Source organism: Persicimonas caeni, from assembly GCF_006517175.1.
Classification (GTDB): Bacteria; Myxococcota_A; Bradymonadia; order Bradymonadales; family Bradymonadaceae; genus Persicimonas; species Persicimonas caeni.
In genome coordinates this window covers 739814-765994 of record NZ_CP041186.1, presented here as the reverse complement: position 1 = coordinate 765994, position 26181 = coordinate 739814, and the positions used below count along the sequence as shown (strand labels likewise).

The window sequence follows — 26181 nt, the reverse complement described above, 5'->3', positions numbered from 1 at the left end:
GCCGTATTGGCCAATGACTCTCTATTTGTAGGAGAAAGGTGATGAAGTGCAGTACACGTAGTCTTCTCTTAATCGCCGCGAGCGTCTTCGCGCTCGGGCTTTCGGCATGCTCCGCGGACGACCCCTCCACCGGCAAAGATGACTCCTGCGTGGTCAACTCCGACTGCGCCGATGACGAGATCTGCGGATCGGACGGCAACTGCGTGGTGGTCAGCGACGAGGCGTGCTCGGCCGACAGCGACTGCACCGACATCCCCGAGCCCCAGTGCAATGGCGACGACTTGGTCACCTACGGCGGCGTGTGCGACGGCGACGACGCCCAGACCTGCACATACCCCGAGGTCAACACCGAGACCTGCGAAGCAGGCTGCACCGACGGCGCCTGCAACCCCGACCCGTGTGAGAACGTCACCTGCGACGAGCCGCCCGCGGCCCAGTGCTCGGGCAACGGTGAGCTCGTCGAGTACGAGGCCACCGGCACCTGCGGCGCCGGCGAGTGCTCCTACGACCGCGTCTCGCCCGCCCAGCAGTGCGTGCACGGCTGCCAGGACGGCGCCTGCTTGACCGGCCCGTGCGACGCCGAAGCGTGCGATACGCCCCCGGCGCCCGAGTGTGACGGCAACACCGGCATCGTCTACGCCGACACCGGCACCTGCAACGAGGAAGACGGCAGCGCGACTTGCTCGTACGACATCACCTACAACAACTGTGACTACGTCGGCGGCACCTGCGACGAGAGCACCGGCACCTGCACCGACACGGTCACCGAGACGGGTGGCGCGATGATCGTCGAGATCATGGCGAACGCCGCGGGCAGCTACGAGAGCGGGGACGAGTGGTTCGAAGTCGTCAACGACAGCGGCTCGGCCATCGACCTGAGCGGTTGGACCATCCGAAGCGGCACGTCCACGGGCACTGTCGAAGAGCACGCGCTGACCTCGGCGCCGGCGTTCGCCGCCGACGCACGCCTCGTTTTCGCCAGCAGCGCGGACCCGGCCGACGACGGCACCGTGACCCCGGATTACGTCTACGCAGGCATCACGCTGAACAACAACTCCGACTACATCGAGTTGCTCGACTCCAACGGCGCGATCGTCGACCGCGTCTTCTGGGAGGCGGGCACCACGCTCGACGGCAAGTCGAGAAAGCTCGACCCGAACGCCACCGACAATGACGACTTCGCCGACTGGTGCCCCGAACTCGACTCGACCTACGGCGACGACGGCGAATTCGGCACCCCCGGAGCCGCCAACCCGCCGTGCGCGGCCGACGCCTGCGCCGACGTGACCTGCCAGAAGCCCGACGACTTCTGCAACGCCGACGGCAACGCCGTCCAGTACACGCTCGACACCGCCGATTGCCAGGTCTCGCGCTTCAATAACCCGTACTGCGACTTCATGCCTCAAGAAGTCGACTGCACGGACGCCGAGTACTGCCTGACCGGCGTCTGTGAAGCGGTCACTGGCACGCTGCCGAGCCCCGGCGACATCATCTTCACCGAGTTCATGGGCAACCCGAGCGCCATCAGCGACTCGGACGGCGAGTATCTCGAGCTCTACAACACCACCGACCAGGAGCTGACGCTGTTCACCCTCGTGATCAAAGACAACGAGACGGGCAACAGCCAGGACAGCTTCGTCGTCGAGAACCCGACGGCCACCATCCCGGCCAACGGCTACGTGGTCTTCGCTGCGGACACCGACAGCTCGCTGAACGGCGGCATCCAGAACGCCTACTTGCTCGACGACAGCCCGCTCAAGAACAGCCCGGGAAGCGCCGGGCTCGTCATCAGCCTCGAGCTGCAAGACGGCACCGTCATCGACGAGGCTTATTACGGTGAGCCGACCGCGGGCGCCTCGCAGCAGCTGAGCATTGACGCCTACACCGGTGGTGCTACAAACGTGGCCCAGAGCAACGACTCCGACGCGAATTTCTGCGACGCGACGTCGGCCGACTCGGCATATACTTCGGGCGACTTTGGTAGCCCCGGCGTGGCCAACGTGAGCTGTGCCCCGATTCAGTGAGGCTTCGACGTGAGGGCATCTTGCCCTCGTAATCGGTGCGGGGGCATCTTGCCCTCGTAATCGGTGCGGGGGCATCTTGCCCTCGTGGGGGCATCTTGCCCTCGTTATCGGTGCGGGGGCATCTTGCCCTCGTAATCGGTGCGGGGGCATCTTGCCCTCGTAATCGGTGCGGGGGCATCTTGCCCTCGTGGAAGGTTCGGAATGCCTCGGTCGTTGCAGATCGAGGCATTCCTGCATTTTGACCGGATTCTGCGTTTAACCGGATTGAGAAACGACCCATGCTTACCCATCCCAAAAAATACGACGCGATCGTCATCGGCGGCGGCCACGCCGGCTCCGAAGCTGCTAGCTCCATGGCCCGCATGGGCCTGCAGACGCTGCTTCTGACGATGAACATCGACACCATCGGCCACATGAGCTGCAACCCGGCCATCGGCGGCGTCGCCAAAGGTCACCTGGCCAAAGAGGTCGACGCGCTTGGCGGCGTGATGGGTAAGGTCGCCGATGCCGCTGCCATTCAGTACAAGCGGCTCAATACCTCCAAGGGCCCGGCGGTGCGCTCGAGCCGCGCGCAGTGCGATATGCGTATGTATCGCAAGGCGATGCAGGAAGAGTTGATGAACACGCCCAACCTCGACATCAAGATGGGTCGTGTCGAGGACATGAAGATCGTCGAGGAGGGCGGAGAGCTTCGCGTCAAAGGGGTGATCTCGCACCTGAACGTCTTCTACGAGTGCAGTGCTGTGGTCATGACCACCGGCACCTTCCTGCGCGGGCTGTGCCACGTGGGCATGGACAACTTCGAGGCCGGCCGCGCCGGCGACGAGGCGAGCTATGGCCTCGCCGAGACGCTCTCGAAGATGAACCTGGAGATGGGCCGCCTCAAGACCGGCACCACGCCGCGCCTCGACGCGCGCACCATCGACTGGGAAGGACTCGAAGAGCAGCCCGGCGACACGCCGCCCAGGCGCTTCTCGTTCTACCACGAGCCCGAGATGCTCGAGCAGGTCTCCTGCTACATCACCTACACCAACCCAGAGACCCACAAGGTCATCCTCGAGAACACCGATCGCTCGCCGATGTTCACCGGCCAGATCGAGGGCATCGGCGCGCGCTACTGCCCGAGCATCGAGGACAAGGTGGTGCGCTTTGCCGACAAAGAGCAGCACCAGATCTTCTTGGAGCCGCAGGGGCTCGACACCGTCGAGATCTACCCCAACGGCATCTCGACGAGCCTGCCGCTCGACGTTCAGATGAAGATTCTGAAGACCATCCCGGGCTTGGAGAACGCCGAGATCATGCGGCCGGGCTACGCGGTCGAGTACGACTGCGTCAACCCGATCCAGCTCGACCCGACCCTGGAGCTTCGCGGCGTGCGCGGGCTCTACCTGGCCGGCCAGATCAACGGCACCTCCGGCTACGAAGAAGCCGCCGCCCAGGGCCTGATGGCCGGCATCAACGCCGCGCTGCATATCCGCGGCGAGGAGCCGTTCATCCTGGGCCGCGACGAAGGCTATATCGGCGTGCTGGTCGACGACCTCGTCACCAAAGGTGTCGACGAGCCGTACCGCATGTTCACCAGCCGCGCCGAGTACCGCCTGCTGCTTCGCGAAGACAACGCCGACTGGCGCCTGTCGAAGTACGCCCGCCAATTCGGTCTGCTCGGCGACGAGCACTGGGCGAAGTTCCAGCACAAAAAGCAGACCATCGAGGAGACCCGCAAGGCCCTGGCCGACACCATGATCGGCGGCTCGGCCGAAAACGACGCCTACTTGAAAGAGCAGGGCGTGGGCACCGCCAGCAACGGCGTCACCCTCGAAGACCTGCTCAAGCGCCCCGACAACTCGATGGAAGATCTGAAGCCCGTCGCCGCGCGCTTCGCGCCGGGGCTCGACCTCGACGCCCTGAGCGATGAAGTCATCGAGGCGATCGAGATCCAGGTCCAATACCAAGGCTACATCGACCGCCAACTCAAGCAGGTCGACAAGCGCCGCGAGATGGAAGAGGCCAAGATCCCGCGCGAGCTCGAGTACAGCGACATCCACAGCCTGTCGAATGAGGTCGTCGAGAAGCTCAGCAAGGTCCGCCCGACCACCGTCGCGCAGGCCTCCCGCGTGCAGGGCATCACCCCGGCGGCCATCTCGGCCATCCTGATCCACCTCAAGAAAACAGCATAGTTTCACCACGGTGAGCACGGTGACACGGGGAAAGGCATCTTTTGGCCTCTCTCCGTGCCCCCTGTGTTCCCCGTGGTGAATCCCCGCTGTTAGCGTTTGCGGTAGTCCGGCGCGTCCAGCTCGATAAACGTCGACATCTCATACAACCGGCTGAAGATACGCTCGCCGATGCGCTCGCGCAGCGTCTCCTGGGTGGCCAGCTTGCGGAAGTCGTCGGAGTTGGGGTCGAGCTTGCCAGTGGCGTTTTCGTCGACCGGGTAGTTGGTCGTGAACAGCGTAGTCAGCTCGCGGTTGTAGCGTTTGGAGATGATCTCGTCGATGATCGACAGCTGCCAGGCGTTGTTGCGGCCCTTGCCGAGCTCGTCGATGGCCAGCACGGGCACCTCCGACAGCGGCCCGAGGATGTCGGCTTCGCCGCGGCCCTGGTCGAACTGCTCGCGGATTTCACTCAACAGGTGGGTGAACTCGATGAACCGGCTCGCGATCCCCTTCTCGAGCGTCAGGTGACGCACGATCGCCGCCAGCAGGTGCGTCTTTCCCGTCCCCACCGCGCCGTAGAGCAAAAATCCCTTCTCGCCCGGACTGAAGCCGGTGACCCAGCGGTGCAGGCGCAGCTTGACCTGCTGCAGGTTGCCGATAGGCTTGCCGTCTGAACCGTTGGTCTTGAAGTGCTCGATCGCCGCCGTCAGGTGGTAGTAGCGCGCCGGGATGCGCGCCTCGTTGAACGCCTCGATGCGTTTGTTCAGCGTGCCGCACAGCGCGCAGCGCTTCACGTAGCTGTAGCCGCGCTCGTCGGTCACGTGCATGAACTCTTCGTCGTCGCACGCCGGACAGGTGTCGAAGCACGCTTCACAGGTCTTGGCGACCGCGCGATCACCACGGCGCGTAATGATGTAGCGCTTCTCGTGGCACTGCTCACAGGGCTGGTTGTATTGGTCCAAAGAGGTAGGCGCAGTCATCGTCGAGGCACAACTTCAAAAGGCAAGGGAGTTCGCCTGTGGAGGTTAGCAATGCCTGTGAACGATGGCAATCAGCGGTGTGGTGTTTGACCTCGCGGGAATCGTAACTTTGGAGGAGTCATGCCCGAGCACACCCCGCCAGTTCATGTGACCCACCTTCGCTGTGAGCACCTCGAAAATCCTCTGGGGCTGGATGTCGCTCGCCCGCGCTTGCGCTGGCAGTTGCAGTCGACGGGGCAGGGCGTCCATGGGAGCGCCTACCAAGTTCGAGTCGCTCACCGCGCCGCCGACCTCGACGGGGGCGACGTCCTGTGGGACTCGGGGCGTGTCGAGTCGCTCGACGAAATCGAGGCCACCTACGCAGGACCACGTTTGCAGTCGCGCCGGCGCTACCACTGGTCCGTGCGCGTGTGGGACCAGAACGGCCAGGCCAGCGAGCGGGCTGCGCCTGCTTGGTTCGAGATGGGGCTGCTCCACCCGGAGGAGTGGACGGCCTCGCTCATCGAGCCCGACCGAGACGTCTCTCCCGAGCAGCGAGCCGAGGCGCCCATGCTGCGCAGGTCCTTCGTTCTGACCGGCGATGTCCGCCGTGCTCGCCTCTACGTCACAGCTCACGGACTCTACGAGGCCCGGCTCAACGGAAACCGTGTAGGCGACGAGCTCTTCACACCAGGCTGGACCTCCTACGACGACTGCCTGCAGTACCAGTGCTACGACGTCACCGACCTCCTCCAGAAGGGCGACAACGTCCTCGGAGCGATCCTGGGCGATGGCTGGTACCGGGGCTCCATCTCCTACATCAACGCGCGCCACGTCTACGGCGACCGACTCGGGCTTCTGGCCCAGCTCGAGGTCACCTACGACGACGGCCGTACCGAGACGATCGCCACGGATCGACAGTGGCGCTGGTCGACCGGCGCGATCCGCGCGAGCGATATCTTCGACGGCGAACATTACGACGCCCGCGCCCGGCAGGTTGGCTGGGACTGTGCCGGCTTCGATGACCGCGATTGGCAAGAGGTCCGCACCGGCTCTATCGATCCGACGGTGCTCACCGCGCCCCGCAGCGCGCCGGTCCGGGCGATTGAGGAACTCGAGCCGGTCGAGATCTTGCACACACCGGCCGGCGAGACCGTCTTCGACTTTGGGCAGAATATGGTCGGGTGGGCCCGTCTTCGGGCGAAGGGGCCTGCAGGCACCGCGGTGAAGCTCCAATTCGGCGAGGTGCTCGACCCCGACGGCAACTTCTACAACCGCAACCTTCGCACCGCCGAGGCCACCGATACCTTCGTGTTGGCCGGGACGGGAGACGTCGAGGAGTTCGAGCCTCACTTCACCTTCCACGGGTTTCGCTACGTCAAAGTCGAGGGGCTCGTCGAGCCTCCCTCACTCGGCCACCTGACCGGTATCGTCGTCCACTCCGACCTCGAGTTTACCGGTCATTTTCGGTGCTCCGACGAGCGGGTCAATCAGCTCTTCGACAACATCGTCTGGTCCCAGCGCGACAACTTCCTCGACGTGCCCACCGACTGCCCGCAACGCGACGAGCGCATGGGCTGGACGGGGGATATCCAGGTCTTTGCCCCCACGGCCTGCTTCAATATGGACGTGTCGGCCTTCCTGACGCGTTGGCTGCGTGATCTGCGCGTCGATCAGCACGCCGACGGTCTCGTACCGATGGTCGTCCCCGACGCGTTCGCCGACCGCCGCGACATGCTACGCCGCGTGGTACGCAACGCCCTCGACCGCCGCCCGGGCGACGAGAAAGGTCTGTTCGACGAGTACTTCGCGCTCTTTCATTTGAACGGATCGGTAGGGTGGGGCGAGGCTGCGATCGTCGTCCCCTGGACGCTGTACCAGTTCTACGGCGATACGCGCATCCTCGAGGAGTCGTTCGACAGCATGCGCGCGCTGTTCGAGTTGCGCCTCTCCAGGACTGGCCGGCCCACCGACATTATCTGGTTCTTGGATCGCGCGCACCGAAAGGAGACGTGGCGCCACCTTCGCTACTTCACCAGCGACCAATTCGGCTTCGGCGACTGGCTCGCCCCGGGTGACGGCATGAACGGCTCGATTCTGCGATCGCGCCGGTATATCCCGACCGCCTACCTGGCCTACAGCGCGCTGCTCTTGTCGCGTATGGCCGAGGCGCTCGGCCGCACCGAGGAGGCCGCCGAGTACCGGGAGCACCACCGGCGCGCGGCCGAGGCGTTCTGCTACTTCTTCTACGAGGGAAACGGACGGCTCACGCCCCACCGACAGACCACCTACGTGCTCGCGCTCGCCTTCGAGCTCCTCCCCGACGAGGAGCGCGACGCCGCGGCAGCAACACTCGCCGAACTCGTCGAGGCCTCCGACTACGAGGTGCGCACCGGCTTCTTGGGGACGCCGCACCTGTGCGACGTGCTCAGCGCGCACGGCAACTCCGAGCACGCCTATCGGCTGCTGCTCAACCCCGACCACCAATGGCTTCTGCAAGTCTCACACGGCGCCACCACCATCTGGGAGCACTGGGACAATATCCAGCCCGACGGCTCGTTTCGCTCCGAGCGCATGCTCTCCTTCAATCACTTCGCCCCCGGCGCCGTCGGCGCTTGGCTGTACGGATGGGTCGCCGGCATCCAGCCCGACTGGCGCGCCCCCGGCTTCCGTCGGTTCACCCTCGCCCCCAAGCCATGCGAAGGCCTCACCCACGCCGAGGCGTCGTACGATTCAGTGCGTGGTCGTATCGCGTCGAGCTGGACGGTGGACGGCGATGTGCTGCGACTGACCGTCGAAATCCCGCCCACCGCCGAAGCGACCCTCGTCATTCCCGAAGCGTTCCGCGGAAAGGTCACCATAAACAACGAGCCGGCCCAAGACGGACCGGCTCGCATCAAACTCTCTTCTGGCACTTATGACTTAGCGTGCCATCGAACCCCCAAATCCCTAAACCCCCAAACTCCTAAACCCCCAAACCCCAGCCTCTACCGCACATAATTCTCGATGCGCTGCTTGATCACCGGATGCTCTTCGGTCTCCGCGAGCTGACCGAGCAACTCATAGCCGCTCATGCCGCCGAAGCGACCCAGCGCGACGACCGTCGCCATGCGCACGTCCTGACGCTTGTGGTCGGCGAACTTCTCGATCTTTTCGACACCTTCTTCGCCGGTCATCTGCGCGTAGGCCACGATGACGCCGGGCAGCAGGGCGTCGCCCGGCTTGAACTTCTCGAGCATCGCCTCGACCGTCTGCACGGCGCGCTCGTCGCTGCGGTACAGCGCCAGGGACTGCACGGCGCGGTTGCGAAGCTGCGTCTTGTAGCGCCCGGAGGCGATCTCGACGAGGTCGGCGACCGGGTCCGGCGAGATCTGGCGCAGCTCGAGGCGGCTCGGGATATAAGACTCTTCGCCCAGGTACTTGACCATCAGGTCGAGGCTGTCGACCTGCTCGGCTTGGCTCTTGGCGTTGGGGAGGTACTCGGCCGTGGCGGTGCTCGCGGCGCCGAAGACCAGGGCGAGGGCGATAATGACGGTTTTCAGAAATTTCATTTTGTATCTCCAGCGTAATTCGAACGCTTGTATATGTGCGATGTCGTGCGAGGTGCACATACACAAGCGAGAATCATGCCAACAAAGGTGTCGTTGGGCTGGAGGTGGCTAAGTGCGCGGGATGACGGGGGAAGGCGGGTCTGGCGAGGCAAGTGGTGGGCAAGAAAAGAGTCAGCCGGCAAGTCCGGTTGCCAGTGTGTGGAGACCACGTGGCAACCGGACTTGCCGGCTGATGTTCTATCGGAGGGAGTGCATCTCGTGCCGACGAGGGCAAGATGCCCTCGCTCCGAATTGGCTTTACGGACAGCCCGCCGTCGGCTCCGTGCCGAAGTGGCTCACGTCGTCCTTGGCGTGCTCGGTGTAGTAGTCGAGCACGTCGAACGTCGTCTGGCCGTAGTACGGGGTGAAGTCACAGCGGCGGTAGGTCTTGTCCTTCCACGCCTCGCCCGGGTCGACGGCCGTCTCGCCGAAGGCGTCGGTGACCGTGTCGTTGGCCGGCTCGAAGGCGCCCGAGCCGTCGTCGTCCTGGTAGATGACGTAGCGGTCGTTGCCGTTGTGGTTGATGATGCCGGTGGAGTTGTCGCACGAGAACGACGCGCTCGGGTGGCACAGCGTGTAGACCGCGCCTGCTCCGAGCGACTGGCTCGGCAGGATCAGCTCGGAGTCGCACTCGCTGCCGCTTCCGTTGGCCTGACAGACGCCGAAGTCGGACAACTCAAGGTCGGTCGTGCCGCAGTTGAACAGCTCGATGCCCTTGTTGAAGCTGCCGCCCTCGACGTACTCGCCGATGATGAGGCACGGGGTGCTCGGGCCGGCGGTCACGTCGACGTTGGCCGTGGCGGCCGAGTTTCCGATCTGGGCGGTGAGGATGCCCGTACCGGCGACCGACGCGGCGGTCACGGTGAAGTCGGCGCTCATCTGTCCGGCGGGCACGGTCACCGTGTTCGGCGCCGAGATTTCACCCACCGTCGAGATGTCGACCACCTGGCCGCCGGTCGGAGCCGGCAGGTTGAGCACGACGGTCGCCGTGCCGGTGGCGTCGAGCTGCAGCGTCTGGTTGGCCGGGGTTAGGTCGACGACCTCGCGCACGCTGGCGTCGTCGTAGATGGTGACGGTCGCCGTCATCGAGGTGCCGGTGAGGGTGGCGGTCACGTCGGCCGAGCTTCCGGCCGCGCCCAGTGCGTAGAGGCTGACCTGGACGCTGTCTTGGTTGGCGGGCACGTCCACCGTGGCCGGTCCGTCGATGATGGTCGAGTCGGAGTAGGTCAGGTCGACCGTCGTCGTCTGCGCCGGAGCGCGGTTGAGCGTCACCGTCAGGCCGGGCGCCGGCACGTCGGTGGTGCCTGCTTCAAGGTAGGCCTGCGCCGGACCGAAGTCCTCGATGGTCGGCGGGCCCATGATGACGTCGTTCTCGTCACGCGGGGTCAGCTTGGTGTTGCCGAAGCCCCTGTTCAACACGCCCACGAGCGCGTTGAAGGTGTCGCCGGCCGCCGGGGCGGGGGTGATCTCGTAGAACAGGTCGTCGACCAACAGGCCGCCGTCGACCTCGAACTCGCCGTACTGGTTCGGCGCGGAGGCCACCGTCAGGTTCTCGACGCGGATGAGCACGCCGACGTGATCAGCGTTGGCTCCGCCGGTGGCGACGCTGGCTGCGTCGAGGACCACCGGGGCGGGCAGCGTGTTGCCGCTGGAGTTGACCGTGATCATGTCGGGGTCGGAGAGCTGCGGCTCACTGCCGAACTCGGAGACGGTCGCCGACACGTCGACGCGGTCGCCGCGCGCGGGCATCGGCGAGTAGTCGGGCATGTAAATGTAGACGCCGCTGTAGGGGACGCCGTCGAAGTCGGCCGCGTCGGAGGTGTACTGAATGAACACGCCGCTGTCGCCGGCTGCGGTGACGATGGCGTCCTGGATGAGCACCTTCGCGCCTTGCTCGACCGTGCCGTCCCAGATGTCGTAGATGGTCGCCGGGCAGCCCGTGCCGCCGGCGTTGGCGAAGTCGGGGCACGCGTCGCATGCGTCGCCGATATCGTCCGAGTCACTGTCGGCCTGGTCGGGGTTGGCGACCGCGGGGCAGTTGTCGGTGTCGTTGGGCGTGCCGTCAGCGTCGCGGTCGTTCGGGTCGAACGGGTCGCAGGTCTCGCCTTCGTTGAGCGGGCAGGTGTCGCAGGCATCGCCGATGCCGTCGCCGTCGAAGTCGGCTTGAGTGTCGCCGTCGAGGGGGCGCTTGGGGTTGAAGATCGTCGGGCAGCTATCCTCGCTGTCGTCGACGCCGTCGCCGTCCTGGTCGGTGGCCGAGCTCATGCCCGTGTACTCGTCGGGGCGCATCGGCACACACGACGGCTCGCTGGGCGGTGCGTCGCAGTAAAACGCGTCGTAGCTCGAGCCCGCGCCGAGGATGTCCGACCAGCTGTAGCCGGTGTCGTTCTGGGCGCACACCAGCCGGTCGTCGCCGCACACGTCGACCGACTCGCAGTCGCCGATATTCGCGCTGTCCACGAGCGCCTGGATGAGGTTGGGCTGGCCGACGATGGCGTCGCCGCCACGCATCACGAGCTGGACGTCCTGGACGCCGGCGCCGAGCACCGCCCGGTAGGCCGAGCGATCGGAGGCGTCGAAGATGGCGATGTCAGCCACGTAGCCCTCGGCGAGGGTGCCGACCTGGTCGCCCACACCCAGCGCCTGGGCGCCGTTGGCGGTGGCCATCTGCCACAGGTGCTTGTCGGTGAAGTAGCTGTTGTAGTGGTTCTGGTTCAGGTAATCGACGCAGGCCAGCTCGCGCAGCATGTTCATCGAGCCACTCAGCACCCAGTCGGTGCCCAGCGCGATCGTCACGCCGTACTTGTCGTAGGTGACCACGTCGGCGGTGTTGCCGTACAGGTCGATGTTGGTGCGCGCCGACCAGACGAGCTCGGCTCCGCTGGCGCCGAAGTCGGCGATATCCGCGGCGGTCAGGCCGATGCCGTGGATGACCGAGGTGTTGTCCTCGACCACGTCGTTGCCCCCGCCGGTCGTCGCCGACAGGCAGGTGTACTCGTTCTGGGCCTCGTCATCGATGCCCTCGGAGATATGCGGCAGGTAGATGCCGTTGGCCAGCACCGAGTCGCCGGGGATGTCGCGGTAGCCGCAGCCCTCGGCGATGAGCGTGCCGCTGGTGTCGCCCAGCGGGAAGGTCTCGTAGTCGACGCTGGTGTTCAGCCCTTCGCTGTTGCGGTCCATGTTGCGCAAGAAGCCGTCCGCGCCGCCCGAGCCGGCGATGCTCGTCGCGCCGCCCATCAGGTGGCGAAGCTCGCCGAACAGGACTGCCTGGTCGCTGTAGTCGCTGCCGCCGCTGCGGATTTCGTCGTGGCCGCGAAGCCCTTCGCGCCAGTCGTGGCGGTGGTCGTAGCGCTCGTCGCCGTGCGGCTTGGGCTCGCCGGCGCCCCAGCCCAGGTGCTCGTGGGCGTTGATGAGGCCCGGGGAGATGACGCTCGACGGACACGACACCACCGTGGCGTCGGCCGCGTCGGGCTCGTCGCCGCAGTCGCAACCCACACACGCGATGGTGGCGTTGCCCGAGCTGCGGTCGATGAGGACCTGGCCGTTCTCGTAGATCGTGTCGCCGGCGAGCACCTCGCCCTGGAGCATCACGAAGCTGTTCGTGCCGCTGGTGGTACCGCAGGCTGCGTCGGCGGGCGGGGCGTCGAGCGTGTTCTCACACACGACCAGGTTGTCGGTCTGCGTGCCCCCGTCGCTGTCCGCGTCCGGGTCGGCATCGCCGCCGTCGTGGCCGCCGTCACCGGCGTCCATGTCGTCGCCGTCGACGAGCACGTCGCCGGCGTCCATGTCGCCGTTGTTATTATTTGCAGGGTCATCCGAGCAGCCTGCGCCGATGAGCAGCAGGGCCACAAGGAGGGCCGGTAATCTTCTTAGTCCAGGCTTCATTGCTAGTCCGTTGTATGACAACACAGTGTTCTAGGAACTCGTTTGCTTCAGGTCATGCGATTGCTTCAGGTAACACGAAAAGGCACGCGCACTTCGGGGGCGATGACCAGCGGCTGGCTTGTGTCGCCAGACTGCGCCTGTCCCGCGTCGTCGCGTGCGCGAATGGTCACGATATAATCTCCCGGGGCCAGCCCCGAGAAGGTCTTGGTCCAGGTTCTCCAGACGCCCACAAAGGGCCAGTCCTCACTCTGCTGGGCGCACTCGGCGGCCAGCTCGCGCTGCGCCGGGCTGAGCGCGTCGAGCATCTCTTCGTAGCCTTTTAGCTGGGCCGATTCAAACGGCCCGTCGTCGAGCGCGACCTGCACGTCGACGATCTTCTGGCCGCCCGCAAAGCTCGCCCCGGCGATGGTTACGTCGGGGCCCTTCAGGGTCGCCGACACCGCGTTGGGGTCGGAGACCACGCTCGCCAGCGAAATCTGGCCGGGGTCGTCGATGCGCCGCTGGGTCTCGGCGCTCACCGAAGGGTTGGTCTGCGGGTTGAATCGCTCGGTCTCGTAGGTGCCGAAGATGGCGTCCGAGGGGGTCGCCTCGAGCGCGTCGAGCCATTTGACGTTCTTGTAGCCCCAGGTCTCCGGAATCACCAGGCGCACCGGCCCGCCGCGAAGCCGCGAGATGGGCTCGCCGTTGAGCTCGTAGGCGAGCAGCGGCGCGAGCGGAGAGGGGCCCGCGTCGAAGGCGCGTCCGATGGGGATATTGCTCGAAAACCCATCGGCCCCGAAGACGCGAAGCTTGGCGTTGGCGTCGGGGTCGACGCCCGCCTCTTCGAGCACGCGGTGCAGCGGGATGCCCGTGAAGATGCCGTTGGCCACGAAGGTCGTCGCCGCCGGGCCCACATACGCCCCGTACACGCAACGCATCGTCTTCCAATACGACAGCGACTCGCCGTTGTCGGCCAGGGCCTGCAGGTCGGCGAAGCTGACGCCGCCGACGCGGTTTCCGTTGTTGCGGATTTTCAGCGTCCAGTCCTCGGGGGCGATGTCGGGCGCGTCGTCCTTGGCGATGCCGTTGCCGCTTTGCCAGTACCACGACCCGTCTTCGGCCGGGGTCATAAACGACAGCGGCGCCCCGGCGACCTTCGACTCGAAGACCAACTCCTCGCAACCCGACAAAAACTGCACGCCCACCAGCGCCACCGCGCCGGAGCCGAGTTTTTTGAGGAAGTCACGTCGCGTGGTCATGGTCACTGCCTACAGCGTGGTGTCGACGGCGAACCCGAGGCTCACCTGCTGACTCTTCAGGGCGTTCACTCCGAGCACCGTATACGTGTAATTGAGCTGGAGCTGATAGTTGTCGAGGAAGCTAAAGATGACGCTCGGGCCGACCTTGGTGTAGCGCTGGGTCAGCGGCGTCAGCGAGACGCCCTCGATGGCCACCGGGTCCCCGGTGCCCCACACCCCGTCGACCACCCCGCGCAGCCAGATCCAATCGGTGGGACCGTAGCCAATCTCGAGGAAGTAAGGGATCTCGGGCGGATAATCGAGGCGGTCCCCGTTGGCCGTCGGCCGCGCCCCGCGCAGCCGAAACCCGACCTCGCCGGACACGTAGACGGGCGCGGGATAAAAGCTCTTGCCCACGAGCAGCCGCCCCTCGTACTCCTGCACGCCGTTGCCCAGCGTCGCGCTGCGAAGCTCGGGCGGGTCGGGCGTGTAGCCGGTGGGGGATTTCGCGCCCACGTAGGCCGACATCACCAGCGGTTCGTCGAGGAACTGGTAGCGCGCGCCGAGCTGGAAATCGCCAAAGCCGCGCGCCGTGCTGCGCACCTGGACGCTGTCGAGCTCCACGTGGCGGTAGGCGGTCGCCGCGACCATCGTCAAAGAAGGGAGCACGCCGAACTCGGCGTACAAAAACGAGCCGAGCGACCGAAAGTCGCCCTCGTCGTCTTCGCTCAAAAGCTGGAAGGTCTCGCCGGTCTCCTTGTACTGCTCGCCGGCCACCTCGCCGGCGACCGACAGCTGCACGTAGAGCCCGCGATCCTCTTGCGCCCAGGCCCCGGCGAAGGCCGGCGTGGCCCAACAGAGCCCCAAGAACGCCACGGCGGCGGCCAGGGGCGCGGCGAATTGTCGGTGTTTTGAGGGCATGCGCGATAGAATCGACGTCAAACAACTACAACGCCCACACCGTATAGAAAACGCGAGGGCGCGTCATGTAGATCTTGAGAAAATTGTGTGTGACAGGGCGGTTCTGGGGATGTGTAGCGGGCTTGATCGCGAATCGCTGCAAGGCTGACTTTCCCCGCCACCACATCAGCGCGATTAGAAAAATTCGCCCCGTACGCCCTCTCAGGGCATGATCTGCAAAAAAGACGCAACAATTTTTGCTTTTTGCCGAAAACCGTAATGAGGGGTGGAAGTATCGTGCGCACGAATTTCCCCACAAATTTGAAACGGGCGGGTGGGTCGGAGTTGGTTTTGGCTCACTCCCCGGGTGGCTGAGCCGGTGGGCTCGGACTGTGGCGGAACGGTTTCCCGATCCGCAAAACAGAGCTTTCGTAGCGAGCGTATCTTCGAGGAGAAGTTGGACGGTACTTCTTCGACGCGCTCGGCGGAGGCCGAGCCGGCAGTTTCGTCCTTGTGGCGAAACGGTCGGATTTGCCCGGTGCGGGTTTGTTGCTGCGTCGAAGTTCAGATGTGGCGTGAAGATGGACCTGTGCCATGAGGAGTGCCACAGCGGCGTCGTCGTAGCTAGTAGGTCGTGGCGTCGGGGTGGGCATGCGCCCAGCGTATGACCCATCCGAGGTGGCTTCAAAACGGGGCGGGCCTAGCCCGTTAACCGATCACAATCACAAGCCAATCCGCAGCACCCATGCCGGCGAATTTTGTCGGCAGACGCATCACTATGTCGTCGTGGGGGCGCTGCGCGCCGGTCTCGAGTCGTGGGCCGTGGGTCGTGAGTCGTGGCTCTTGTGGGAGGTTGGCCGCCTCGCATTAGCTGCGCAGGCTGATTCACCGGCGGGGTGAACCCGCCGGGGTCTTGGGGCGTTTGGTCGCCTGGGTAGCTGGACAGGCTGATTCACCGGCGGGGTGAACCCGCCGGGGTCTTGGGGCGTTTGGTCGCCTGGGTAGCTGGACAGGCTGATTCACCGGCGGGGTGAACCCGCCGGGGTCTTGGGGCGTTTGGTCGCCTGGGTAGCTGGACAGGCTGATTCACCGGCGGGGTGAAGAGGCTGTCGCAAAAGCCTTTGGAGGCAGGGCATCTTGCCCTGGGAGTAAGGCCGCACGCTCCTGCAACCAGCGCTGGAAGCGCTGCCTCCAAACGACGGCGACCTTGTGCGACGGCCTCGTGAACCCGCCGGGGTCTTTCGAGGCAACGCTGCCGCAGAAGTCGGATGCGGCTCGATCGGATGGGGCGACTCTCTTGCAAGGTTTGGAGCAGGTCAGATCGAGAAGATCAACGCCTTTGCAGACTTCGACGCCGGGGGGATCGAGAAGATCAACGCCTTTGCAGACTTCGACGCCGGGGGGATCGAGAAGAACGACGCCCTTGCAGAGTTCGACGCCAAGGCGATCGGAAAGAGCAACGCCGATGCAGAGTTCGCAGGTGGGATGATCGAGAGGAGCAACGCCGATGCAGAGTTCGCAGGTGGGATGATCGAGAAGTGCAACGTCGATGCAGTGTTCGCAGGCTGGATGATCGAGAAGTGCAACCCCGATGTAGTGTTCGCAGGCTGGATGATCGAGAAGAGCAACGTCGATGCAGAGTTCGCAGGCGGGGTGATCGGAAGGGGCAATGCCGTCGCGAGAATTGTGAGGGCGCGGCGAGGGAGCTTTAGGGAGGCTGCACATTTCGCAGGAGGGTTGCGAGGGCGGGGCGATGTCGATGCAGCTTTTGCAAGGGGGGCGCGAGAGCCGGGTGAAGGTTGTGGATGCCTCGGGGCGGGGCTGCCCCGAGGCAAGGAGGGGGTTACTCGTTGGGGACCGGCACAGGATCGCTCGGCGCGACAGGCTCGGCCGGCTCCGCCGGTTCGCTCGGCTCGTCGGAACCGCTCGTCGCATAGAGTGCGCGATGGAGCGGCTTGACGATTTGGTTCAGGCGCTCGTGCATGCCCACCATGCGCAGGGCAGTTGCCATGCCGTCGCGCAATGTGACGTAGGCCTCCTTCGCCTTGTTGCGCGCCGTCTCCAAATCGGCCTGCTCCTGGAGCCATTCGGCGTTCGACTGCTCCTGCTCGTCGGCCATGGCCTTGAGTTTGGCGAGGGTGTCGTCGGCCAGTGGTTTGATGCGCGACTCGAGCTCGGTGGGCAGGAAGTCGCCCAGATAGCCGTGGGTGCGCTCGAATTGGACCAAGGTCTCGGCGCGGCTGAGCCGGCGAAAATCGCTGGGCGACATGGCGTCCAGGTAGTTTTCGAGGTTGTCGACGTCGACATCCGTGCGGTCTGGGGCGGCGTGGGCGAAAGCGACCCCGGTCTGCAATCCCGAGTGCATCGCGGCGAACGAACGGCCGGCCTCGGCTTCAACCTGCTCCATCTTGACGACGGAGGCGTTCAGCTTGGTCTCGGCGCGGTCTTCGGCACTGATGGCCGAATCGAATTCGGCGAAGATGGGCTCGACATAGGCGAGGACGGTGTTGCGCACCACATCCGCGCCGCCGTCGAGGGTGACGCCGCGGGCGTTGGTGCAAGCGGCCTTGGATTCTTTCGAAAATCGTGCGTCTCGTTTACCGATCGTCATACGTGTCTCCTTACGTGCTCGAATGGAAAGTTCGTGCTCGATTGGGATCACGGGCCGGCGGTGGCTGGCCCCCCAACGACAGATTGTGAAACAGGTACGTAGGAGATTGCCCCATGGGCGCGCGCGGTGTCAACACGCGCGCGCAGGCTCAGCCGGCGCGGCGGCGCTGCAGGCGTTGGAGGGTGACGCTGGCGGCGATGAAGAATTGGCCGGGGGCGACGATGAAGAGGAAGTAGGGCAGGACGCCCAGAAAGCTCAGGACCATCGCGAAGAAGACGATGAAGTCGTTCTTGGTCAGGTATTTGAGGTTGGCCAGCGCCGAGGAGAGGGCCGACGCCTCTCGTTGGTCGTCGTCCTCGAAGCTCCACTCGAAGGCGAGCAGGTCGCCGCGTTTGTTGGCGATGAGCCAGGTGTAGTAGGCGACCATCGACACGAGCTTGCCGGCCACGGCGATGCCGCCCAGCCACAGCCAGGTCGTCGCGTCGAAGCCGTCGATGGGGAAGTCCCAGGTGCGCCAGGCGCCGATGGCCAAGCCCGCATAGAACAGCACGTCTTTGTTGTCGTCGCTCAGCGTGTCGAGCCACTCGCCGAGCAGGCTGAACTCGTATTTGACCCGCGCAAGCTCGCCGTCGACGCCGTCGACCACCGAGTTGATCTGGTAGGTGATCCCGGCGAGCACGAACCACCAGTAGCCGCCGATGCCCGCGAAGATGGCCGCGAGCGCGCCCAGGCTGAAGGTGACGATGGAGATGTGGTTGGGCTTGATGCCCGTGGCCGCGATCGCGCGGCTGATGCTCAGGCTGATGTAGCGGTTCAGGTGGCGCGACACGATCCCGTCGACGTCCTTTCTGCACCCGCTCCACAGCCGAAGCGCGGCGCCGTCGGCGCTCTGGGCGTCTTCGACGCGCACCTGCCATTTGTCGGTGTCGGTCGTGGTGCTGTCGGCGACCGCGGCGAGCTCGGCGATGTCTCGGTGGGTGTGCCCGGCGCAGTACTCGGCGATCTCGGGCCACACATCGGCGCGGGTCTCGAGCAGGTCGGCGAGCTCGTCGAGCTCGGTGCTGGCGACGGCGATGCCTTCGGGGATTTCATCGCCGTCGAACGCGTGGACGAGCCCGCGGTCGTAGACCGTCGAGGAGCGCACGAACATCACCCCGTCGACCGTGTCGAGGAAGGGCGCGATGGTGTCGGCGGTCTGGGCGATGACCGCCGTGGGCGCGTCGTCGTCGACCGGGCGGACCAGAAGCTCGATGCCGAAGTCGATGTCGGCGGCGATCGCCTCGACCTCCTCGGCGAACTCGGCGGTGGTGGCGATGACGGCGTGCGAGCAGTCTTTGACCGCGCACAGCCGCACGGCGCGCTCGAGAAGAGACAAACCCGCCACGACGCGCCCGGGGGGCGCCTGGCGGGTGTGTCGCGTTGTGTCGATGAGTCCGATCCAGTTCATGGCGCGTGTTATAAACCCTTGTGCGCCTTGAGTAAACGGGCGTGGCGCCTCAGCGCATCGCCTGGGCGTACAGCCACTGCAGCGACTGCTTGTCCTGCGAGTCGACCGCCAGAAACTCGACGCCGTAGTGCTTGCGGGTGCCCGACTCCTCGCGGCGGCGCAGCACGCCCTTGCAGTCGACGCGGGCGCGGAAGCCGTCGCCGATGACGGTGATGCTCATGTCCACCAGCGTGCCCGTCTCCATGGTCGCCTCGGTCTTGAGCAGGCAGCCGCCGGGGCTGACGTTGAGGACCTGGCCGAAGATCTCACGCGGGCCGCCGTCGACGGTCACCGACGCGATGGCGCGCACCGGCGCGCGGCGAATCCGGGTGGTCGGGCCCGGCTCGAACATCGGGGCGCCGGGGCCGCTGGCGATGGACATCGACTTTTGCTTGGTCTTTTCGTCTGCGAGAGCGCGCTCAAATACGTTGGAAAGCATCGGTGACTCCGTGTCGTTGTGGCGGCGCCGTCCTTGGCACCGAAAAAGCTGGCTTCGATGTGGAGTTTAGCTAGAGATTGGGGAGGGGCAAGTTTTTTGCTCGGGGAGTGTAGTCCCTTGCTTCTCGCAGCGTCCCCTCCGCCGGCTCAGCTTTGCTTCGCCGGCACCTCCCCGCGGCCTGAAAGGCGGCCCTGGGAGGGGGATTGCGCGTTTGAACCGAGGCACTTGCCTGCAATCTCCCTCCCCAGCGCGCTGTCCAGCGCTAGGGGAGGTGCCGAAGCGAAGCGAGGCGGAGGGGCCCCAGCAAAAAGCAAGGGATCTCAAATTGCCGAACCTATAAACACCCACTAACTTCACTCCCATGAACCCAACCACCCACATCATCAAACCGCCCGCCCACCTCAAAGACGACGACCTCGTCTACTTCGCCGAGCACTGCGAAGGGGGCAAGTTCTTCAACCCCTGGCGCAACGTCAGCCCCGGCAGCCCCATCGACCTACTCAAGTGGCAGTTGAGCTCGAATCCGTGGGCGGACGAAAAGCAGCGCGAAGAGCCGCTGCAGCCGATCCCCACCGCGCTCGACGACTTCGCCGGGATGCCGTCGCCGAAGGTGCTCTGGATCGGCCACGCGAGCTTCTTGGTGGAGCTCGACGGCTTTCGCGCCGTCGTCGACCCCGTGTTCGGAGGGGCGAGCGCGTTCGTGCCCAGAAAGGCGCCCACGCCGTTCGACGTCGAGGAACTACCGCACGTCGACGCGGTGCTCATCACCCACGGCCACTACGACCACCTCGACCGCGCGAGCCTCAAGCGCCTGGCGGCCGAGCAGGGGTCGGATACGACCGTGGTCGTTCCGCTGGGGCTCGGGAGCGTGATTCCCGACGGGTTCGAGCGTGTGGTGGAGGTCGACTGGTGGACTGCGGTCGACTTCGGCGGGGTCGACGCGACGCTCGTGCCCGCCCAGCACTGGCATCGCCGGGGGCTGGCCGACACGAATAAGGCGTTGTGGGGCGGGTGGGTGCTGCAGGGGACGCACACGCTGTACCACGCGGGCGACTCGGGCTATTTCGGCGGCTTCGAGGTCATCGGCGAGGTCTACCCGGAGATCGAGCTCGCCATGCTGCCGGTGGGCGCCTACGAGCCGCGCTGGTTCATGCGTCCGCAGCACATGAACCCCGAGGAGTCGCTGCAGGCCTTCGACGACCTGGGTGCCGCGCACTTCGCGGCGATGCACTGGGGCACCTTCGACCTGACCGACGAGCCGCTGCGCCAGGGCGCCGAGCGTTTGCAGGGGCTTGTGAGGGAGCAGGAGAGAGCGCGCGATCGGTTTCACGTGCCGCTTCCCGGGGGGAGTGTGGGGCTTTCGTAGGGTGTCAGCCGAGTTTTCGGCGGACGAGCAATCCAGCGGCGAGCGACACCACAACCGCCAGGGAGAGCGGCGCCTGCGGTGAGCCGGTGAGGCTACCCGGGGCGACCGAGCAGGCTGCGCCGCTTCGTCCGGCGTGGGTGATGTGCAGTGGGTCGGAGCTCGGGCCGCGCCGGCCCCAGCGATCGACCGGGGTGGCGACGACGGTGAAGTCGAAGGCCTCCTGGGCGTCGTCGTTGCCGTCGATCCAGGTCACGAGGAACGTGCCGTCCGCGTCGAACTCGACCAAATAGTCGGGCATCCAGAAGTTCGGCTGCGGCATCTCGCCGCCCAGGACCTTCAATTCGTAGCCGACGGACGGTTCGACTGGTTCGACCCGCAAAATGAGCTGGCCGATGTCGTCGCACGAGGTCGCATGGCTCCCTTCCGGAGCCCGGCCGCGTTTGATCAGATCGACGGAGAGTTCGGGCTTTTTGGGCAGCGCGACATCGTTGGGAGCCGGACCGTCTTCGACGGCGAATTCATTCGGAGGGGGGAAGCTGCAAGCCGTCGCCGAGGCGGGGATGGTGAGAGCCGCGGCGAACAAAACGCTGACCACGATGAATAGATACTTCTTGGGGACTGCGAGCATGGTGGCTCCCTCCGAGACCATGGGGGATGAGTTGCGACAGGGGGACTATAGGTGAGCCCAATATGCGATTCAAACACGCGGTTTTTGTAATGGGACGCCGGCGGTTTTCGGAGCGAGTGCTTCCAGCTCTCGCAGACGAGGGCAAGATGCCCCCGCACGTGCGCTGGAGAGTTTAGACAGCGCGATGGTGAGAGTCCATCCGGGGCAAGTTCCGCCCCGAAGTTGAAGGTAACTGCGTCGCCGCGAGGCGGGGTGGGAAGCAACCGAGGTAACGAAGAACCAGTCCGTAGCGAAAGCGAACTCGATTCAGCCAAAGGCACTCGGCGAGCCTATGTGCGGTCGGCGAAGCCCGGATGCCGACGAGCGGTAAAACAGATACGGGAGAAGGGCAAAACCCGTACCCCAAAGCCCACGGCCCCGAACAGACACGGCTCGGTTCGAGGGAACGAAACAGGAGCGTACGCTCGAAGGAAGCCACGCGCACCAAGGAACACACGGTGACGCGATGGGAGTGCATGGTGGTTGGAGACAGAATGGTTCTTAGTGGCTGTCTAGATGAATCCAGGAGATCTGCCGACGGGTCAAAAGACGCCGGCAGAAGTCAGAGCATTCGTAGTAGCGAGGAAACCTGGGAAAGCAGGTGGAGCGAAGGGATGCAGGAAAGTGGAATCAGGAAGGAAAAGAGCGATGGAAGACCAATCGACGTCAGTGTCCTGCGGGACTAAACAAGTCGAAGACACCCCGACCCAATGGACATGGGTGGAACCAGCGATCTGGACCGACCGGATGCTCGAGGCGCTCGAAAGGGGCGTCAAAGGAGGCAAGTGGTTCAGCCTGATTGACAAAGTCTATCGGGAGGCCACGCTGATCCGCGCATGGGATGCAGTCAAAGCCAACGACGGAGCAGCAGGCGTCGACGAGATGACGATCGCCGACTACGAGCGACACATCGAGTCGAACCTGAAGCGACTGAGCCGCGTGCTCAAAGAGGGGACCTATGTGCCCCGAGCCGTCAGGCGAACCTGGATACCCAAGCCGGGTCGAGCCGAGAAGCGACCGCTGGGGATTCCGACCGTAGAGGATCGGATCGTCCAGACGGCGCTCAAGATGGTACTGGAGCCGATTTACGAGCGAGATTTTGCTCGTCATTCCTACGGCTTTCGACCTCAACGGGGAGCCAAAGATGCGCTGCGACGCGTCGACGGGCTTCTCAAGCAAGGTTATCGGTGGGTGGTGGATGCCGACCTGAAGGGGTACTTCGACACGATCGACCATGATTTGCTCATGGCGCGCGTGGAGGAGAAGGTCTCAGACGGACGCATTCTCGAGCTCATCAATGCCTTTCTTACCTGCGAGGTCGTCGACCAAGGGGAAAGCCAAAAGCCCCACAGAGGCACGCCACAGGGCGGTGTGATTAGCCCGCTCCTGGCAAATATCTTTCTCGATCCGCTCGACCACCTGATGGAAGAGCAAGGGTTTGAGATGGTGCGTTACGCCGACGATTTTGTGATTCTATGCCGGGACAAAGAGCAGGCCGACAAGGCGCTCGACGTGGTCAGAAAGTGGGTGCAAGCCAACGAACTGACGCTACATCCGGAGAAGACCCAACTCGTCGACGAGTCCGAGGGAAGTTTCGACTTTCTGGGCTACGCCTTCAAGCGCGGGAACAAGTACCCGAGCAAGAAGGCCAAACGGAGGTTTCTTTGACCGGATTCGGCAATTGACCCCGCGCACCAGTGGCCACAGCTTGGCTACCATCATCGAGGCGATCAATCGCACCGTCCGCGGATGGTACGAATATTTCAAGCACAGTTATTTCAACGTGTTTGACAGCCTCGACGGCAAGATCCGTAGGCGACTGCGCGCCATTCTGCGCAAGCGCCTCAAGATCTCGGGCCACACCAATCACACCGATAATGTGCGATGGCCCAACGCCTATTTTGCCAACCACGGGCTTTTCTTTATGGCCGAAGCCCGACGGCTGGAACTCGAGTCCTTACGAAAAGGAACCCGCTGACTGGAAAGCCGTATGCGGGAAATCCGCACGTACGGTTTGGAGGGAGGGGCGCCCGGTGAACCGGGGGTCCCTACCCCTATCGAACCGTCTTCGGAGCGAGTGCTTCCAGCTCTCGCAGACGAGGGCAAGATGCCCCCGCACCGAACAAATAGGGCAAGATGCCCCCGCACCGAAACGTCTTCGGAGCGAGTGCTTCCAGCTCTCGCAGACGAGGGCAAGATGGCCTCGCACCGAAACTCGAAGAACCACTGTGAATGCGTTTCAAGGCCCGGGCACCCGCGCCCAGTTAGATATGGGATCGTTTTCGGCCACGTTTCTGCCCACCGAGAGTCGATCGGCTGGCCGCCAAGTTTTGCCGGATTTGACAGCGCGAGAAGGCAAGCAGACACTGCAACCAGTCGCAATCAGCGACGGGGAGCTTCCGGCACCGCTCGACATTTGGGGCGGCGATAGTTGGGGGCGCGTGACGAACTCGGACAAGACTAGGCGAAATCGGACTAGAAAGGTGCCAGCATGAACAAGACACTGTTTCGACGTGGTTGGTGGGCGGGGGGCGTCGTCTTTTTCGGGGGCACCGTTCTTGCGTCCTCAGTCAGCTTTGCCTGCTCACAGCCTGCGAGTTGTGACACGGTGGTCGAGCGGGGCGGTTTGGCCGACTGTGTGAAGGTCTATCCGGGGTCGTGTGAGACTCTCGAGGTCACCATCGACAACCAGTGTGACCAAGCCGTGGAGTTCGTCGAGCTCGAGTGTGGGGAGAGCTGCGCCGAGCCGGTCGTCTTTCAGGCAGGCGACAAGGGTGAGCTGCTCTTTACGCGTCCGGCGTCGGAGAACAACGAGGCTTATACCTACGTGGAGTTTCCGGTGGGCTGGAGCGCCGGCGAGCAAGAAGGCGTCCTCGACGTCCGCGCCGAGTACAACGAGCAGACGGTCGAATGCGGCGACGATTCGGGGTGTGCCGCGACGGGCCAGCCGACGGCGCCGGTCGACTTGCTGGCCGTGGGTGTGGCCCTGGGCCTGCTCGCCTGGCGGCGCTTTTCATGACGCATGAGAGGGCGTTCACCAGATCCGAGCGGATAACCAAAAAAGCCGCCCACCGACAGAGTCGGGGGCGGCTCTCTTGTTAGGGTTATGCCGATTAGGGTTATGCCTGGATTTGTTGTGGAGACAGCGCTAGCAGCGCTGGGTCCAGACCTCGAAGGTCTGCCTCCAAAGTCGGCGCTTCCGCCGAGTTTAGACCGGGATATTGCCGTGGCGCTTGGGCGGCATCCACTCGCGCTTGTTCATCAGCACGCGCAGGTAGCGGTACAGCTTGCGGCGCGTTTCGTGGGGCTCGATGACCGCGTCGAGGTAGCCGCGTTGGGCGGCGATGGACGGGTTGAGGAATTTCTCCTCGTACTCGCCGATGAGCTCGTCTTTTTTGGCGTCCGGGTCGTCGGCGGCGGCGATGTCGCGGCGGTTGAGGATTTCGACCGCGCCCTTGGCGCCCATGACCGCGATTTCGGCGTGGGGCCAGGCCAGGTTGATGTCGCCGCCGACGTGCTTCGAGCTCATGACGATGTAGGCGCCGCCGTACGACTTGCGCACGATAACCGACAGCTTGGGGACGGTCGCTTCACAGTAGGCGTATAGGAGCTTGGCGCCGTGGTCGATGACGCCGGCGTGCTCTTGCTGGCGGCCGGGCAAGAAGCCGGGGACGTCGACGAGGCTGATGATCGGGATGTGGAAGCCGTTGCACGTGCGGATGAACCGCGAGGCCTTGCGGCTGGCGTCGATGTCGAGGACGCCGGCGAGCTCGGCGGGCTGGTTGGCGATGATGCCGACGACGTGGCCGCCCAGGCGGCCGAAGCCGACGACGACGTTTTTGGCCCAGTGCTGGTGCACCTCGAAGAAGCTCTCCTTGTCGACCACCAGGTTGACGAGCTTGCGCACGTCGTAGGGCTGGCTGGTGTCGTCGGGCACGATCTCGTGGAACGCGGGGTCCATGCGCTCGACGTCGTCTTCGGGCTCGACGAAGGGGGCGTGCTCGCGGTTATTCGACGGCAGGTAGCTCAGGAGCTTGCGCACGTTGTCGATCGCCTCGACATCGTTTTTCCAGGCGAAGTGGGCCACGCCGGTCTTGAAGGCGTGGGTCGTCGCGCCGCCGAGTTCCTCGACGGTGATGTCCTCGAAGGTCACCGTTTTGACGACCTTGGGGCCGGTCAAAAACATGAAGCTCGAGCCCTCGACCATGCCGACGAAGTCGGTCAGGGCCGGCGAGTAGACCGCGCCGCCGGCGCAGGGGCCGGCGATGAGGCTGATCTGGGGGATGACGCCCGAGGCCTGGACGTTGCGGCGAAAGATCTCGCCGTAGCCGCCCAGCGCGTCGACGCCCTCTTGGATGCGCGCGCCGCCCGAGTCGTTGATGGCGATGAGCGGGGCGCCGGCGCGGATGGCCAGGTCTTGGAGGCGCGTGATCTTTTGGGCGTGGGCTTGGCCGAGGCTGCCGCCGAGGACCGTGCGGTCCTGGGCGAAGGCGTAGACGGGCCGGCCGTCGACCAAGCCGCAGGCGGTGACGACGCCGTCGCCGGGGGCCTGCTTGTCCTGTAGGCCGAAGTCGTGCACGCGGTGGGTCACCTCGCCGCCGATCTCCTCCATGGTGCCGTCGTCGAAGAGGCGCTCGAGGCGCGCGTGGGCCACGCTGACCTTGCGGCGGTTCTCGACGATGGCTTCGCGTTGGTCGGGCTTGGGCTGTTTGGGCTGCTCGGCCTGCTCGGCCTTCGGCTCCTCAGCCTTCTGTTCGCTCGACGTCTGTCCAAGGTTCATGTCGGTGCTCATATCTTCGGCTCCCGCTTGGGGGTTGCATTCCTTTATGGAGGTGCTCTTGGTTCGCGACGCCCGCTATTTGGGGCGCTGAACTACGCGCT

The 26181-nt window shown here is 64.8% G+C and carries 18 protein-coding genes; 7 read left to right on the top strand and 11 right to left on the bottom strand.

Features of this window, described 5'->3' with window-relative positions; genetic code table 11:
- Nucleotides 1–41 precede the first annotated feature (41 nt).
- Both FIV42_RS02870 and mnmG read left to right on the top strand, forming a co-directional pair.
- Nucleotides 42–2024, top strand: a complete 1983-nt coding sequence (locus tag FIV42_RS02870; protein ID WP_141196215.1) for a lamin tail domain-containing protein — start codon at nt 42–44, stop codon at nt 2022–2024.
- Between the two features lie 278 nt (nt 2025–2302).
- Nucleotides 2303–4201, top strand: a complete 1899-nt coding sequence (mnmG, locus tag FIV42_RS02865; protein ID WP_141196214.1) for a tRNA uridine-5-carboxymethylaminomethyl(34) synthesis enzyme MnmG — start codon at nt 2303–2305, stop codon at nt 4199–4201.
- Between the two features lie 89 nt (nt 4202–4290).
- Here the strand turns inward: mnmG and FIV42_RS02860 are convergent, their stop codons facing one another.
- Nucleotides 4291–5160, bottom strand: coding sequence for an ATP-binding protein (locus tag FIV42_RS02860; protein ID WP_141196213.1), 870 nt, complete (start codon nt 5158–5160; stop codon nt 4291–4293).
- Between the two features lie 120 nt (nt 5161–5280).
- On the opposite strand from FIV42_RS02860, the gene FIV42_RS02855 reads away from it, so the two are divergent.
- Nucleotides 5281–8139, top strand: a complete 2859-nt coding sequence (locus FIV42_RS02855) for a glycoside hydrolase family 78 protein (RefSeq protein WP_141196212.1) — start codon at nt 5281–5283, stop codon at nt 8137–8139.
- Here FIV42_RS02855 and FIV42_RS02850 read toward each other — a convergent pair.
- From FIV42_RS02850 to FIV42_RS02815, 8 genes are all read right to left on the bottom strand, one after another.
- Nucleotides 8127–8690: a hypothetical protein gene (locus tag FIV42_RS02850; RefSeq protein WP_141196211.1), complete on the bottom strand. Its 564-nt coding sequence runs from the start codon at nt 8688–8690 to the stop codon at nt 8127–8129. The genes FIV42_RS02855 and FIV42_RS02850 overlap by 13 nt on opposite strands.
- 297 nt (nt 8691–8987) lie before the next feature.
- A complete protein-coding gene (locus FIV42_RS31365; RefSeq protein ID WP_141196210.1) occupies nt 8988–12614 on the bottom strand; it encodes an amidohydrolase family protein in 3627 nt (1208 codons plus the stop codon).
- A 65-nt stretch (nt 12615–12679) separates the two neighbouring features.
- A complete protein-coding gene (locus FIV42_RS02840; protein WP_141196209.1) occupies nt 12680–13852 on the bottom strand; it encodes a molybdopterin-dependent oxidoreductase in 1173 nt (390 codons plus the stop codon).
- Between the two features lie 9 nt (nt 13853–13861).
- Nucleotides 13862–14752: a transporter gene (locus FIV42_RS02835; RefSeq protein WP_141196208.1), complete on the bottom strand. Its 891-nt coding sequence runs from the start codon at nt 14750–14752 to the stop codon at nt 13862–13864.
- Nucleotides 14753–16047: 1295 nt separating this feature from the next.
- Nucleotides 16048–16401, bottom strand: a complete 354-nt coding sequence (locus FIV42_RS02830) for a hypothetical protein (protein WP_168210347.1) — start codon at nt 16399–16401, stop codon at nt 16048–16050.
- A 173-nt stretch (nt 16402–16574) separates the two neighbouring features.
- Nucleotides 16575–17342: a hypothetical protein gene (locus FIV42_RS02825; RefSeq protein ID WP_141196206.1), complete on the bottom strand. Its 768-nt coding sequence runs from the start codon at nt 17340–17342 to the stop codon at nt 16575–16577.
- A 148-nt stretch (nt 17343–17490) separates the two neighbouring features.
- Nucleotides 17491–18789, bottom strand: coding sequence for a CDP-alcohol phosphatidyltransferase family protein (locus FIV42_RS02820; RefSeq protein WP_141196205.1), 1299 nt, complete (start codon nt 18787–18789; stop codon nt 17491–17493).
- A 49-nt stretch (nt 18790–18838) separates the two neighbouring features.
- Nucleotides 18839–19267, bottom strand: a complete 429-nt coding sequence (locus FIV42_RS02815) for a PilZ domain-containing protein (RefSeq protein WP_141196204.1) — start codon at nt 19265–19267, stop codon at nt 18839–18841.
- Between the two features lie 361 nt (nt 19268–19628).
- Between FIV42_RS02815 and FIV42_RS02810 the strand changes: the two genes are divergently transcribed.
- Nucleotides 19629–20633 (top strand): MBL fold metallo-hydrolase, encoded by a 1005-nt coding sequence (locus FIV42_RS02810; RefSeq protein WP_141196203.1) that lies wholly within the window; start codon nt 19629–19631, stop codon nt 20631–20633.
- 4 nt (nt 20634–20637) lie between these two features.
- Here FIV42_RS02810 and FIV42_RS02805 read toward each other — a convergent pair whose 3' ends face one another.
- Entirely contained in the window at nt 20638–21261 is a 624-nt protein-coding gene (locus tag FIV42_RS02805) for a hypothetical protein (RefSeq protein WP_141196202.1), read from the bottom strand.
- 759 nt (nt 21262–22020) lie between these two features.
- On the opposite strand from FIV42_RS02805, the gene ltrA reads away from it, so the two are divergent.
- The 3 genes from ltrA (at nt 22021) to FIV42_RS02795 (ending at nt 24319) form a co-directional block, all read left to right on the top strand.
- Nucleotides 22021–22968 (top strand): group II intron reverse transcriptase/maturase, encoded by a 948-nt coding sequence (gene ltrA, locus FIV42_RS02800; protein WP_222615315.1) that lies wholly within the window; start codon nt 22021–22023, stop codon nt 22966–22968.
- Nucleotides 22969–22981: 13 nt separating this feature from the next.
- Nucleotides 22982–23278: a group II intron maturase-specific domain-containing protein gene (locus tag FIV42_RS30635; RefSeq protein ID WP_222615316.1), complete on the top strand. Its 297-nt coding sequence runs from the start codon at nt 22982–22984 to the stop codon at nt 23276–23278.
- 513 nt (nt 23279–23791) lie between these two features.
- Complete coding sequence (locus tag FIV42_RS02795; protein ID WP_141196201.1) at nt 23792–24319, top strand: hypothetical protein; 528 nt, start codon at nt 23792–23794, stop codon at nt 24317–24319.
- A gap of 189 nt (nt 24320–24508) precedes the next feature.
- On the opposite strand, the gene FIV42_RS02790 is transcribed toward FIV42_RS02795, so the two are convergent.
- On the bottom strand, nt 24509–26080 hold the full coding sequence (locus FIV42_RS02790; protein WP_141201261.1) for an acyl-CoA carboxylase subunit beta: 1572 nt from the start codon (nt 26078–26080) through the stop codon (nt 24509–24511).
- Nucleotides 26081–26181 lie beyond the last annotated feature (101 nt).

What these genes read in the sequence shown, in the direction of transcription:
- FIV42_RS02870 (WP_141196215.1), top strand. Translation starts at nt 42, where the DNA reads ATGAAGTGCAGTACACGTAGTCTTCTCTTAATCGCCGCGAGCGTCTTC.
- mnmG (WP_141196214.1), top strand. Translation starts at nt 2,303, where the DNA reads ATGCTTACCCATCCCAAAAAATACGACGCGATCGTCATCGGCGGCGGC.
- FIV42_RS02860 (WP_141196213.1), bottom strand. Translation starts at nt 5,160, where the DNA reads ATGACTGCGCCTACCTCTTTGGACCAATACAACCAGCCCTGTGAGCAG.
- FIV42_RS02855 (WP_141196212.1), top strand. Translation starts at nt 5,281, where the DNA reads ATGCCCGAGCACACCCCGCCAGTTCATGTGACCCACCTTCGCTGTGAG.
- FIV42_RS02850 (WP_141196211.1), bottom strand. Translation starts at nt 8,690, where the DNA reads ATGAAATTTCTGAAAACCGTCATTATCGCCCTCGCCCTGGTCTTCGGC.
- FIV42_RS31365 (WP_141196210.1), bottom strand. Translation starts at nt 12,614, where the DNA reads ATGAAGCCTGGACTAAGAAGATTACCGGCCCTCCTTGTGGCCCTGCTG.
- FIV42_RS02840 (WP_141196209.1), bottom strand. Translation starts at nt 13,852, where the DNA reads ATGACCACGCGACGTGACTTCCTCAAAAAACTCGGCTCCGGCGCGGTG.
- FIV42_RS02835 (WP_141196208.1), bottom strand. Translation starts at nt 14,752, where the DNA reads ATGCCCTCAAAACACCGACAATTCGCCGCGCCCCTGGCCGCCGCCGTG.
- FIV42_RS02825 (WP_141196206.1), bottom strand. Translation starts at nt 17,342, where the DNA reads ATGACGATCGGTAAACGAGACGCACGATTTTCGAAAGAATCCAAGGCC.
- FIV42_RS02820 (WP_141196205.1), bottom strand. Translation starts at nt 18,789, where the DNA reads ATGAACTGGATCGGACTCATCGACACAACGCGACACACCCGCCAGGCG.
- FIV42_RS02815 (WP_141196204.1), bottom strand. Translation starts at nt 19,267, where the DNA reads ATGCTTTCCAACGTATTTGAGCGCGCTCTCGCAGACGAAAAGACCAAG.
- FIV42_RS02810 (WP_141196203.1), top strand. Translation starts at nt 19,629, where the DNA reads ATGAACCCAACCACCCACATCATCAAACCGCCCGCCCACCTCAAAGAC.
- FIV42_RS02805 (WP_141196202.1), bottom strand. Translation starts at nt 21,261, where the DNA reads ATGCTCGCAGTCCCCAAGAAGTATCTATTCATCGTGGTCAGCGTTTTG.
- FIV42_RS02795 (WP_141196201.1), top strand. Translation starts at nt 23,792, where the DNA reads ATGAACAAGACACTGTTTCGACGTGGTTGGTGGGCGGGGGGCGTCGTC.
- FIV42_RS02790 (WP_141201261.1), bottom strand. Translation starts at nt 26,080, where the DNA reads ATGAACCTTGGACAGACGTCGAGCGAACAGAAGGCTGAGGAGCCGAAG.